Below are 12563 nucleotides of genomic sequence, written 5' to 3'. Positions count from 1 at the left end.
AGGACGGACGACCCTTCGGCGACGCCGCCCCTCGGGGAGGTTCCCGCGGGAGCGCGTCGGTGCGCGGCTCCGCCTCGCCGGGCGCCGCCCCGAACCAGCCTCAGGGAGGCGCCGACTACGGCTGGGGACCGCAGCAACCGCAGCCGCCCCGCCACGGCTCCCACTCCGGCGCCGCCAGGCCCGGGGCCTACGGCCGCCCGGCCTCCGGCAGCGCCTCGGTCGGGCGGGCTTCAGGGTCGGCGTCGGTCGGCGGCGGGCGCGCCTCGGTCGGCTCGGCCTCCGTGGGCGGTGCCGCCGGCAGCGCCCCTGTCGGATCCCCCCGCCCCATCGACCTCGGCGAACCCGAGCCGCAACCGGTCAGCCCCGCCGGACCCGGCCACGGCCGGGCCGCCGGCAGGCGGCGCGCCGGAGCCGGCCCGCTGAGCGAGGACGACCTCGCCGAGCGCAAGAAGCTGAAGAAGAAGCGCCGCCGCCGGAAGATCTACGCAGGCCTCATCGCCGTCGCCGTCGTGTTCGTCGCCGCGATCACCGTCGTCGGCGCCTGGTTCTTCCAGGAGGTGCCGCTGCCGCAGGACGTGCGCCGCGCCGGCGAGTCCAGCACCTTCTACTACGCCGACGGCTCGAGCGAGGCCGGCGGCTACGGCGAGACCCTGCGCAAACTTGTCGACTCCCCCGACGAGATCCCCGACACCGTCGCCCAGGCGCTGGTGAGCCTCGAAGACCGCAAGTTCTACGACCACGGCGGCGTCGACTACCAGGGCACGATGCGCGCGCTGGTCAACAACGTCACCGGCGGCGACACCCAGGGCGCCTCGACCATCACCCAGCAGTACGCGGGCATGGTCGCCGAGATCCGCGACGACATCTCATACGGCCGCAAGGCCCGCGAAGCGGTCATGGCGATGAAGCTGGAGCAGGAGTACAGCAAGGACGAGATCCTGATGTTCTATCTCAACCTTGCCTACTTCGGCCGCGGCGCCACCGGCGTCGAGGCCGCCGCCCAGGTCTACTTCGACGAGCCGCTGGACGAGCTCGACCACGCCGAGGCGGCGTTCATCGTCATGCAGGTGAAATCGCCCAACGGCGCCTACGACCCGTTCATCGCCGACGACGAGGGCGCGGCCGCCGAGGCCCGCTGGAACCACACCATGGACTCCATGGTCGAGACCGGCTACCTCAGCCGGTCCGAGCGCGAGGAGTTCGAGTTCCCCACTCCCATCGAGGACTTCGAGGTCCGCGGCTCCTGGGGCGGCGACACGCCGCTGGGGTTCATCGTCAACGAGCAGGACGGCTACATCTTCGACGAGCTCCACGACCGCTACGGCATCGCCAAGGAGCAGTTGTACGGCGGCGAGGGCCAGGAAGGCGGCTACTCGGTCGTCCTGACCATCGACGAGGAGATCCAGGAGTCCCTGGAGCAGACCGGCTCGCGCGGCGAGATCATGCTCGAGACGAACGACGACGGCGACTACGTCGACGAAGACGGCGAGGTCGTCGAATCGCCGAACGACGCCGCGAAGATCGAGACCGACGACGGCTACTGGCAGTTCGAGAACGACAACGAGGACGCCACCCTCTACGACTACGACCCGTCGATGACCAACGCGATGGTCGCGATCGACTCCGACACCGGCGGCGTCGCCGGCTACTACGGCGGCGACGACGGCTTCGGCATCGACAAGGCCGGGCCCGAGTCACCGCACCCGCCCTCGTCGACGTTCAAGATGATCACCGCCGCCACCGCCATCCAGAACGACGACTCGATCGAATCGTGGTGGAACGCCGAGTCCCCGCGGCAGTTCGACTCGCTCACCGACGACGCGAGCCAGAGCTGCATCGGCGGCGGCGAGTACCCCGACTGCACCCTGCGCAACGGCAACCAGTCGGCGGGCCGGCTCGACATCACCCTCACCGATGCCGTGCGCAGGTCGAAGAACACCCCAATGTACGCGATCAGCGAGAAGTACGACGCCAGCACCATCCTCGACAACGCCGACAAGATGGGGCTGGAGCAGATGAGCCAGACCGTCCAGGTCTTCGACGCCGACGGCGAACCCAACGACGTCAGCATCACCTACCGGCTCCACGACGACGGCACCTACACGATGCACGCCGCCACCGTAGACGAAGCCGGCGACTACGTCGTCGACGAGCTCGGCAACGTCGACAAGGAGGCCCCGATCCGGGTCGACGACGACTGCAACCCGGTCCCCGACGACGAAGGCCGGCTCGTGGTCGACGAGGACGGCGAACCCGACCGCTGCACCATCGGCAACAAGGGCGGGACCGACCCGTTCTACCACCACCTGGCGTTCGGGCAGTACCCGACCAGCGTCCGCGACATGGCCTCGATGTACGCCACCATCGCCAACGACGGCGTGTACAACGAGACCCACTTCGTCAAGGAGGTCCGCGACCGCGACGGCGAAATCGTGGATCCGAAGCGCGACCTCCACTCCGAGCAGGCCATCGCGGTCGAGACCGCCCGCGACCTCCAGTGGGTCGGCTCGGAGATCTCCGGCGAGACCCAGGCCGAGCCCTTCAGCCGCCCCTACTTCGGCAAGACCGGAACCTGGGAGGCCACCGGCAAGGACAAGGACGGCAACGACTACCCGTCCAGCTACAACGCCCACGCCTGGTACGTCGGCGCGATCCCCCAGCTTTCGATCGCCGCCTGGGTCGGCAACATCACCTCCGAGTCCGACCCGATCTCCGACCCGAACGGCGACTACAGACACGTCTACGGCTCCAACACCGCCTACCCGGTCTGGTACGACGCCATGACCCGGCTCCTCGAGCAGAAGCAGGACGCCGAGGGCTGGGAGACCATCGAATGGGAGGGCCCGGTCAAGAAGGGCACGGCCACCACCTCGGACATCGAGAACGAGGACGGCTCGATCGACCCGGAGAGCAAGTACTGCCAGGAGAACGAGGACGACCCCAAGTGCGGCGCCGACGAGGAAGAGGACGAGGATGCCGAATGCCGCGGCAACGGGAACGGCAACAACCAGGACTGCGACGACGAGGGCGAGGGCGGCGACGACACGACCGACCCCACCGATCCCGGTGACGGCGACGGCGACGAAGGCGACGAGGACTGCGGCGGCTGGTTCGATCCCTGCACCGAGGAGCCGACCGACGACGAAAGCAGCGGCGACGGCGGTGGCGGCGACGGCGGCGAAGAAGAGCCGACCGATGACGAAACATCGTCCGACGATTCCCTGGATCCGCCCGGACAGCAGGACAACTAGCCGCCCGCACCGGCCGTGACCGGCGCCCTGCGGCATGGGACATACTGTGTCCCATGCCGCAGACGCGTCCACAGCCCCCAGCGCCAGCCGCGCCCTCGCTCCAGGACCGCTTCGTCCGGTTCCTGTCCGGTTTCCTCGGAGGGCCGCTCGGCGACCACGCCCACAACCCGCCGCGACGCCGCTTCTGGACGCCGCTGCGGGTCATCCTCTTCACCGGCCTGATCTTCTTCGCCATCTCCTGGCTGCAGAAATACCCCTGTTCAGGAGGAGGCTGGCTCGACTGGAGTCAGTACACCAACGCCTGCTACACCGACATCCGCGCCCTGTGGGGAGGCGAACGACTCCACGAGGGCGCCATCCCCTACCGCGACCACCCGGTCGAATACCCGGTACTGACCGGATGGTTCATGGGCGTGCTCGGACAGATCGCTTACCGCGTCGGCAACATCGCCGAAGTCGACGGCGGCACGGTCTTCTACCACCTCAACGCCGTCACGCTCTTCGCCTGCGGCATCGCCGCCATCGCGATCCTCTACAAGATCCGCTCCGCCGGCACCCGCACCGACCTGCGCTCCCCCGAACTGACCGAAGTCGCCGCCTCGGCCCGGGAGCGACCGGGCCGGCCGTGGGACGCGATGATGCTGGCCGCCGCCCCGGTCGTCCTCGTGACCGCCACGGTCAACTGGGACCTGTTCGCCATCGCCCTCTCGATGCCGTTCTTCCTGTACTGGCAGCGCGACCGCCCGGTGCTGGCCGGGCTGTTCCTCGGCCTGGCCGTGGCCGCCAAGTTCTACGCCCTGCTGTTCATCGGTCCGCTGCTGGTCCTCGCGCTGCGGCAGCGGCGCCTGCTGCGGGCCCTGATCGCCACCGCCGCCGCCGCGGTCACCTGGGCCGCGATCAACGCCCCGGTCGCCGCCTTGTGGCGGGACTCGTGGCTGCGGTTCTTCGAGCTCAACTCCGAGCGCCCGGTCGACTGGGGTACCGGCTGGTACGTCGTGCGCGGACTGTTCGGGTGGGAAGAGCTGTGGAACCCCGAATTCGTCAACGACGCCTACCTGGTGCTGTTCGCGCTCTCCTGCCTGGCCATCGCCGGGCTCGGCTACTTCGCCCACCGCGGCGCCGAACCCGGCGACGACGTGGTCCCGCGCCTGGCCCAGCTCTGCTTCCTGGTGGTGGCCGCGTTCCTCCTGTTCGGCAAGGTCTGGTCCCAGCAGTACGTGCTGTGGCTGCTGCCGCTGGCGGTCCTGGCCCGCCCCAAGTGGGGCATGTTCCTGGTCTGGCAGATCGCCGAGATCGGCTACTTCATCGCCTTCTACGGCAAGATGCTGCAGGTCTCGGCCGAGGACGGCCGCGGCATACCCGAATGGACGTTCCTGACCGCGGCCTCGGCGCGCTGGCTCGCGGTGGCGGCCATGTGCGCGTTCGTGGTCTGGGAGATCCTCAATCCGCGTCGCGACGCGGTGCGATTCCTTCGGCCTCGGCCCACGCCAGCAGTTCGGCCTCGGCCTCCTCTCGACTCAGCGGACCCCGCTCCAACCGCTGCTCCTTGAGGTGCTTCCAGGCCTTGCCGACCGCCGGGCCCGGTCCGATGCCGAGCAGCTCCATGATCGCGTTGCCGTCCAGGTCGGGGCGGACCGCGCGCAGGTCCTCCTCGGCGCGGACCCGGGCGATCCGGTCCTCGAACCGGTCGTAGTCGCGCTGGAGCCGGTCGGCCTTGCGCCGGTTGCGGGTGGTGCAGTCGCTGCGGACCAGTTTGTGCAGCCGCTCCAACTCGGCGCCGGCGTCGGTCACGTAGCGGCGCACCGCCGAGTCCGTCCAGCCGGCGTCGCCGTAGCCGTAGAACCGCAGGTGCAGGGCGATCAGGAGCGAGACCGAGGCGATGTCGGACTTGGGGAAGCGCAGCGCCCGCATGCGCGCGCGGGCCAGGCGGGCGCCGACCACGTCGTGGTGGTGGAAGGTGACGTTGCCGCCCTTGGTGACGCCCTTGGTCTCGGGTTTGCCGATGTCGTGCAGCAGCGCGGCCATCCGCAGGATCAGGTCCGGGCCGCCGTCCTCGTGCCCGATCGCGTTGCGCAGCACCCGCAGCGAATGCTCGTAGACGTCCTTGTGCTGGGCGTGCTCGTCGATCTCCATCCGCAGCGCCGGAAGTTCGGGCACGAACCGCTCGGCCAGGCCCGTCTCGATCAGCACCCGGATCCCGATCACCGGGTCGGGCGCGAGCATGAGCTTGGAGAATTCGTCCCTGATGCGCTCGGCGGTGATGCGGTCGAGTTCGGCGGCCATGTCGCGCATCGCCGCCAGCACCTCGGGCGCGATCGCGAAGTCGAGCTGGGCGGCGAAGCGGGCGGCCCGCAGCATCCGCAGCGGGTCGTCGGCGAAGGAGGACTCGGCGCTCGCGGGGGTGCGGACCGTGCGCTGGGCCAGGTCGCGGATGCCGCCGAACGGGTCGCAGAAGGCGTGGTCGGGCAGGGACACCGCCATGGCGTTGATGGTGAAGTCGCGACGCTCCAGGTCGTCGACGAGGGTGTCGCCGTACCGGACGACGGGGTTGCGGCTGACGCGGTCGTAGGCGTCGGCCCGGAAGGTCGTCACCTCGGCCTGGACGCCGTGGAAGAGCCCGCCGACGGTGCCGAAGGCCGCGCCGGTGGTCCACACCGTCGAACAGGCCTCGCGCAGCAGCCGCTCGGTCTCCTCGGGCCGGGCGTCTGTGGTGAAATCCAGGTCGTTCACGCTCCGGCGCAGGATCGCGTCGCGCACTGAGCCGCCGACCAGATGCAGTTCGAATCCGGCGTCGGCGAACACCCGACCCAGCGCGTCGGCTACGTGAGGCACTGTGATTTCGTTACCACTATTGTTGTCAGACATCGCCGGGCAAGCTTAGCGGAGAGAGCGGGAATGGCCGAAAGTAGAGCGAGACCTGATCGCGGTCCGCAGGCCTCGCCTTCCGGCCCTGGAGACCGGCCGGTCACCGGGAACGGATTCGGCCACGGCGATCGCGCCGCCGGGTCGGAGCAGTTCCATGCGCCCGAACCGGCCGGAACCCCCGCACCCGGCGAGGGCCGCGGGCGCGGCGTCGCCCGCTCCAGCCTGCTCATGGGCGCCGGGTCTCTGGTCAGCCGCGTCACCGGCTTCGGCCGCACGGTCGTCATCAGCGCCGCCATCGGCGCCGGGCTCCTGGGCAACTCCTACACCACCGCGCAGTATTTCCCCCAGATGATCTACGAGCTCGTCATCGGCGGCGTGTTCGCGAGCATCATCCTGCCGCTGTTCGTCAAGTCCCACAAGAACGACTCCGACGGCGGCAACGCCTTCGCCCACCGCCTGCTCACCCTGGCCCTGCTGGCGCTCGCCGGCGCCGCGCTCATCGTCACCCTCGCCTCGCCCCTCATCGCCAGGGGCATGTCCGAGCCCGACCAGCACGACCTGGTCACGCAGCTTTCGTACCTGATGCTGCCCGCGCTGATGTTCTACGGCCTGTTCGCGGTCCTGTCGGGGGTGCTCAACTCCCGCGAGCGGTTCGGCGCCCCCATGTGGGTGCCGATCATCAACAACCTGGTCGTCATCGTCGTCGGCGCCGCGTTCTTCCTCAGCTACACGCGCGACGCCGTCCCGGACTCCGACGGCCGGCTGTTCTACGACGCCGACCAGGTCACCACCGGCATGCTCCTGCTACTCGGCGGCGGCACCACCGCCGGCGTGGTCATCCAGGTGGCCAGCCTCTGGCCGGCGCTGCGCCGCGCCGGCTTCCACTGGCGGTTCAGGTTCGACTTCTCGGCGCTGCCGCTGCGCGAGATCCGGCGCCTGGCGTCCTGGACGTTCCTGTTCGTGGCCGCCAACCAGATCGCGGTCATGGCCGTCATCAAGCTCGCCAACGCCGCCGCGGGCGGCCAGGGCGAGGAGGGGCCGTTCATCCCCGGCACGACCGTATACAACAACTCCTATCTGATGATGATGATGGCCCACGGCATCGTTGCCGTCTCGGTCATCACCGCGATCATGCCGCGCATGACCCGCGCCGCCGACGACCGGCACTGGCCGGAACTGGCCGAGCACCTCTCCGGCGGCATCCGCATGGCCTCGTTCCTGCTGGTCCCGATCGCGGCGGCCTTCATCGCCCTGCACGAGCCGTTCGCCCGGGCGATCTTCCAGTGGGGCGCCTACAGCCCCGAGGAGGCCTACGCCACCGGGACCGTGCTGGCGGTCGTGGGCCTGGTGCTGCTGCCGTTCTCGGTGAGCCAGCTCCAGATCTACGCGTTCTTCGCCCAGACCGACACCAGGGCGGTCGCGCTGTTCAACCTGCCGGTCATCGCGATCCGCATCGGCGGCTACCTGCTGGCCTTCGCGCTGCTGCCGCTCGAGTGGGTCGTGGTGGGCCTGTTCGCCGCCAACGGCCTCTCGTATCTGGTCAGCCTGTTGCTATCGATGTCGCTGCTGCGCAAGCGCATAGGCTTGCTCGGCATGCGCAAGGTGTTCCTCGTGCTGCTGCGCACGGCCCTGGCGGCGGCCCTCGCCGGCGCCCTGGCCTGGCTCGGCTGGCTCGCCTGGCCCGATGTGACCGACTCCAAGATCGGACAATTGGCGGCGGCGACGGTGCTGGGTGTGGGCCTGCTGGCCGTCTACTTCGCCGCCTGCCTGGTCCTCCGCGTGGGTGAGATGACGTCGTTCCAGGCCACAGTGCGCGCAAAACTGCGCAGGTGAGCCAAGTACCATCCATACGTGTGCCACCGCCCTGAGCGAGATCACGGAGCCATAACATGACAGGACGCCGCGGAGGCGTCCGCGCCGGAAACTGGCACCGGCCGGCCCCGTGCCCGGTCGCACTGAGAGGGGAGGACCCCGCATCATGAGTTCTGTGGAAGTGCCGTCCGTGGGCGACCTGCTCGCGGAGCGGTACCGCCTCGAAGAACACGTCGGAGGCGCAGGCGGCCACCGCCAACTGTGGCGGGGCACCGACATCCTGCTCCACCGCAACGTCGCAGTGGTGCTGCGCTCCCCCGGCGGCGAGGACGCCGCCGAGACCCTGACCGCCGCCGTCGCCGCCTCGCGCGCGCAAGCCGACTCGATGGTCGACGTGTACGACGCGGTCGACGAGGACCGGTTCGCCTACGTGGTCCGCGAATGGGTCAGCGGCTCCTCGCTGCGCCACGTGCTGGCGCGGCGGCCGCTCGCGCCCACACACGCGCTCGAGCTGGTCGCGTCCGTCGCCGACGCCACCACGGCCCTCCACGAGGGCGGGGTCACCCACGGCGACCTGCACCCCGGTTCGGTGCTGCTGTCCGAGGACGACCGGGTCATGGTCACCGAGCCCCGCAACGAGCCCGGCCACACCCGGGTCGGTGACGTCCGCGCCCTCGGCGCGACCCTCTACGCCTGCCTGACCGGGACCTGGCCCGCCATCGTCCCGGCCGAGGACGTCGGCCTCCCCGACGCCCCGCTCGACGACTGGGGCCGGCCCCTGGAGGCGGCCGCGGTCGTGCCGAACGTGCCCGCCTCGCTCAGCCGCCTCACCTCCGACCTGCTCGACGCCGCCGAGGCCCCGCCGTCGGCCGCCGAGCTCGCGGTCGAACTGCGCCGCCTCGCGGGCAGCGGCGGGGCCGGGCCGCTCGACGCGATCGGCGGCCCCGACCGCGGCGCCGAGGCACCGCCGGCCGGGATGAAGCGCCTGGCGATCATCGCCGCCACCGTCGCGGTCGTGGTGTTCACCGGCGTGGTCACCAGCGCCCTGGTCTGGGGCGGGGGCGAGGACGATTCCGGCGCCGACACCTCGCTGGGTCTCACGGGCGACGGCGCCGCCAACGAGGACAAGTCCCCCTCCGACTCCGAGTCCGAAGTCGCCGCCCCCGCCGAGGTCGAACTGACGCTCGACGACGTCCGAGTGGTGGACCCGCCCGAAGGCGACCGCAACGAACTCGAGGGCATCGAGGCGGTCGTCGACGGCAACGCCTCCACCGGCTGGTCGACCAACACCTACTACAACCGCTCCAACTTCGGGAACCTCAAGCCCGGCATGGGCATTCTCATCGATCTCGGCGACGAGGAGGAGGTGGCCTCGGTGCGGGTCCAGATGACCAGCGCCGGCGCGACCGTCGGCCTGCTCTCCGGGGACGAGGACCCCGGCGACAGCAGCGACGGCGACCAGGCCATCGTCGACTCCTTCTCGACCCTCGCCGAGCCGGTCGAGGACGCCGACACCAACCTCGAACTCCAGGCCGGCGGCGAGTCCACCCGCTACGTGGTGGTGTGGATCACCGACCTGCCGCCAGTGTCCGACGGTTACAAGATCACCATCAGCGACATCAAAGTCTTCGTACGGTAGGAAGCCATGCCCGCCGCCCCCAGCCCGCCCGAGCCCGGACCGCCCGCCGAACCCGGCCTCGGCTTCGCGGCCGCACAGGCCGGCGACGCCGAGCTGCTCTCCCGTCACGTCGCGGGCGACCGCGACGCGTTCGGCGAGCTGTTCCGGCGGCACCGCGGACGGCTGTGGGCGGTCGCGGTGCGCACCCTCGCCAACCCCGACGACGCCGCCGAGGCCCTCCAGGACGCCATGATCAAGGCCTACCAGGCCGCCGGCTCGTTCAAGGGCAACTCGGCGGTCACCACTTGGCTGCACCGGATCGTCGTCAACGCCTGCCTCGACCGCATCCGAGCGGCCGGGCGCCGCCCGACCGTCCCGCTGAGCGAGGACGACCGGACCGTCTCCGACCGCGGCGACCCCGGCGACTCGGACCTCAAGCTCCGCGTCCGCCGGGCGCTGGCCGAGCTCCCGTTCGACCAGCGCGCGGTGCTGGTCTACATCGACATGCTCGGCTACCCGGTCGAAGAGGTCGCCGCCATCCTCAAGGTCCGGGCCGGGACGGTGAAGTCCCGCGCCTCCCGCGGCCGGCGGCGCCTGGCCGCCGCCCTGCCCGAGCTCGACCCGGCCGCGGCGCCGGTCACCGACGGCGGCGGGAACCCCGGTCGCCGACGCGGCGTCGAACCCGGCAGACCACCGGGGCCGGGATCGATCCGAGAGGAGGGAGGCCGCCGATGAGCCCGCAACGCCACGACGAAGCCGAGGCCACCAGGGCGCTCCGTTCCGCCTCGGATCAGTACGAGGGCCTCCCCGGGAACGTCGCCGACCGGCTGGACCGGGTCCTGGACCAACTGCCGACGGCCGACACCCTCCACGCCGGCGAGAACCGGCGCACCGCCGGATGGGCCGAGCGGATGCGCGCCAGGCGGGTCCGCTACGCGCTGGTGAGCGCGGCGGCCGCGCTGCTGGTGACGATCGGCGGGGTGGCGGTCGCCCTCCAGTACGTGAGCGGCCTGCAGGAGGACTCGGCGACCGTGGCCGACGCCGGAGGCGACGATGGGGGCGCGCAAGCCGAGTCCGAGGAGGACCCGGAAGCGGCCATCAGGGAATCCGAGCTCGAGGCGGACAGCGGCGAGGACTTCGCCGAGGAACCCGAGAGCGCCGAGGAGACCACCGGCATCGCCACGTTCTCCACCGGCAGGGACTACCAGGAGGGCAGCGACCTGCTGTCGGCGCTGCGGGAGCTGAGCGCCGACAGCGCCACCGAGGCGGTGCCCGAGGAGCTGGAGGCGCTCGCCGAGGGCGGGCGGCTGTGGCAGGACTGCCAGGAGGCGCTCGCCGAGGCCTACGAGAGCCTGCCGGTGGCGGTGGACTTCGCCCGCTACGACTCCGAGCCGGCGGTGGTGGCGCTGCTGGTGTCGGATTCGGGGGAGATCGCGGTGGCGGTGACCCCGGAGTGCGCGCAGGGGGAGATCGAGCCTCTGGTCTTCCAGCAGTAGGCCCGCGGGCGCTGCCGGGACGTGAGTTCGCACACGTTGGGGGTCTTCGCCCGTCACAGGCCGGACGCGGACCGGCTCCGCGGAATTTCCTGCCAATAGGATGGCGTTGAAGCTGTCAGCCTCGGTAGGACGCCGCCCGCGAACGCCCCCGCGCGGCGTCCGGGGAACGCCGCAACATCGTATAGGAGCACATCCCGGTGAGCGAAACACGGAACGTCATCATCATCGGCTCGGGACCGGCCGGGTACACGGCCGCGCTGTACACCGCACGCGCTGACCTGCGCCCACTGGTCTTCGAGGGCTCCCAGTTCGGCGGCGCGCTCATGCTGACCACCGAGGTGGAGAACTACCCCGGGTTCCCCGACGGGATCATGGGCCCGGATCTGATGGACCACTGGCGCAAGCAGGCCGAGCGCTTCGGCGCCGAGCTGGCGGCCGAGGACGTCACCAAGGTCGAGCTCGACGGCGAGGTCAAGCGCGTGTGGGTCGGCGACCGGGAGTACCGCGCCAAGACCGTCATCCTCTCGATGGGTTCGGCCTACCGTTCGCTGAACGTGCCGGGCGAGCACGAGCTGATGGGCCGCGGCGTCTCCTCGTGCGCCACCTGCGACGGCTTCTTCTTCCGCGACCAGCACATCGCGGTCGTCGGCGGCGGCGACTCGGCGATGGAGGAGGCCACGTTCCTCACCAAGTTCGCCTCGAAGGTGACGATCATCCACCGCCGCGACGCCTTCCGCGCCTCCAAGATCATGGCCGACCGCGCCCTGAACAACCCCAAGATCGAGGTCGAGTGGAACACGGTCGTCGACCGGATCCTCGGCGAGGGCGGCAAGGTCTCCGGCGTCGCGGTCTCGGACACCGAGAGCGGCGAGCAGCGCGAACTGCCCGTGACCGGACTGTTCCTCGCGATCGGGCACGACCCGCGCTCGGAGCTGGTCAAGGGCCAGGTGGAGCTCGACGAGTCCGGCTACGTGCTGGTCGACGCTCCCAGCACCCGGACCAACCTGGAGGGCGTCTTCGCCGCCGGGGACCTGGTCGACCACACCTACCAGCAGGCGGTGACCGCCGCCGGCACCGGCTGCTCGGCCGCGCTCGACGCCGAGCGCTACATTTCCAGCCTCGCCGACTGAGCCCGACCACCGCTTAGCAGAACCGACGAACAGGAGGATGCCCATGGGCGCCATCAAGCCAGTAAGCGACGCCGACTTCCAGACCGAGGTGCTCGAATCCGACAAGCCCGTGCTGGTCGACTTCTGGGCCGAGTGGTGCGGCCCGTGCAAGAAGGTCTCACCGGTGCTGGAGGAGCTGGCCACGGAGTCCGATGCGATCCGGTTCCGCAAGCTCGACACCGACGCCAACCCGGAGACGGCCCGGAAGTTCCAGGTGATGAGCGTGCCGACGATGATCCTGTTCAAGGACGGTCAGCCGGCCGACCAGCTCATCGGGGCGCAGCCCAAAGCGGCCATCAGGAAGTTCCTGGAGAAGTAGCACCGCATCGAGGGCGGTGGGCCGACCGGTTCG

9 protein-coding genes are annotated in these 12563 nt (G+C 70.5%); 8 read left to right on the top strand and 1 reads right to left on the bottom strand.

What is annotated here, in order from left to right; all coding sequences use genetic code 11:
* Positions 1 to 59 precede the first annotated feature (59 nt).
* Together CUT39_RS06830 and CUT39_RS06825 are read left to right on the top strand one after the other, a co-directional pair.
* Positions 60 to 3251, top strand: a complete 3192-nt coding sequence (locus CUT39_RS06830; RefSeq protein WP_114149488.1) for a transglycosylase domain-containing protein — start codon at positions 60 to 62, stop codon at positions 3249 to 3251.
* Between the two features lie 53 nt (positions 3252 to 3304).
* Complete coding sequence (locus CUT39_RS06825) at positions 3305 to 4801, top strand: glycosyltransferase family 87 protein (protein ID WP_100445209.1); 1497 nt, start codon at positions 3305 to 3307, stop codon at positions 4799 to 4801.
* Here the strand turns inward: CUT39_RS06825 and CUT39_RS06820 are convergent.
* A complete protein-coding gene (locus CUT39_RS06820; protein WP_100445363.1) occupies positions 4692 to 6116 on the bottom strand; it encodes a CCA tRNA nucleotidyltransferase in 1425 nt (474 codons plus the stop codon). The genes CUT39_RS06825 and CUT39_RS06820 overlap by 110 nt on opposite strands.
* Before the next feature lie 30 nt (positions 6117 to 6146).
* On the opposite strand from CUT39_RS06820, the gene murJ reads away from it, so the two are divergent.
* The 6 genes from murJ (at position 6147) to trxA (ending at position 12530) form a co-directional block, all read left to right on the top strand.
* A complete protein-coding gene (gene murJ, locus CUT39_RS06815) occupies positions 6147 to 7949 on the top strand; it encodes a murein biosynthesis integral membrane protein MurJ (protein WP_157930521.1) in 1803 nt (600 codons plus the stop codon).
* 145 nt (positions 7950 to 8094) lie between these two features.
* A complete protein-coding gene (locus CUT39_RS06810) occupies positions 8095 to 9567 on the top strand; it encodes a protein kinase family protein (RefSeq protein ID WP_100445207.1) in 1473 nt (490 codons plus the stop codon).
* 6 nt (positions 9568 to 9573) lie between these two features.
* Entirely contained in the window at positions 9574 to 10281 is a 708-nt protein-coding gene (sigM, locus tag CUT39_RS06805) for an RNA polymerase sigma factor SigM (protein ID WP_100445206.1), read from the top strand.
* Positions 10278 to 11042 carry a hypothetical protein gene (locus tag CUT39_RS06800; protein ID WP_100445205.1) on the top strand — a complete coding sequence of 255 codons (765 nt, stop codon included), beginning with the start codon at positions 10278 to 10280 and terminating at the stop codon, positions 11040 to 11042. Before sigM ends, CUT39_RS06800 begins: the two co-directional genes overlap by 4 nt.
* Positions 11043 to 11239: 197 nt before the next feature.
* Positions 11240 to 12172, top strand: coding sequence for a thioredoxin-disulfide reductase (trxB, locus tag CUT39_RS06795; protein WP_100445204.1), 933 nt, complete (start codon positions 11240 to 11242; stop codon positions 12170 to 12172).
* 43 nt (positions 12173 to 12215) lie between these two features.
* Entirely contained in the window at positions 12216 to 12530 is a 315-nt protein-coding gene (gene trxA / locus CUT39_RS06790) for a thioredoxin (protein WP_100445203.1), read from the top strand.
* The last annotated feature ends 33 nt before the right edge of the window (positions 12531 to 12563 follow it).

Source organism: Glycomyces xiaoerkulensis (genome assembly GCF_002798405.1).
GTDB lineage: Bacteria > Actinomycetota > Actinomycetes > Mycobacteriales > Micromonosporaceae > Glycomyces > Glycomyces xiaoerkulensis.
This window is presented reverse-complemented; position numbering and strand designations above follow the sequence as displayed.

Excerpts from the sequence above, each read along its gene's own strand:
- CUT39_RS06825 (WP_100445209.1), top strand. The coding sequence starts at position 3,305 with ATGCCGCAGACGCGTCCACAGCCCCCAGCGCCAGCCGCGCCCTCGCTC.
- CUT39_RS06820 (WP_100445363.1), bottom strand. The coding sequence starts at position 6,116 with ATGTCTGACAACAATAGTGGTAACGAAATCACAGTGCCTCACGTAGCC.
- murJ (WP_157930521.1), top strand. The coding sequence starts at position 6,147 with ATGGCCGAAAGTAGAGCGAGACCTGATCGCGGTCCGCAGGCCTCGCCT.
- CUT39_RS06810 (WP_100445207.1), top strand. The coding sequence starts at position 8,095 with ATGAGTTCTGTGGAAGTGCCGTCCGTGGGCGACCTGCTCGCGGAGCGG.
- sigM (WP_100445206.1), top strand. The coding sequence starts at position 9,574 with ATGCCCGCCGCCCCCAGCCCGCCCGAGCCCGGACCGCCCGCCGAACCC.
- CUT39_RS06800 (WP_100445205.1), top strand. The coding sequence starts at position 10,278 with ATGAGCCCGCAACGCCACGACGAAGCCGAGGCCACCAGGGCGCTCCGT.
- trxA (WP_100445203.1), top strand. The coding sequence starts at position 12,216 with ATGGGCGCCATCAAGCCAGTAAGCGACGCCGACTTCCAGACCGAGGTG.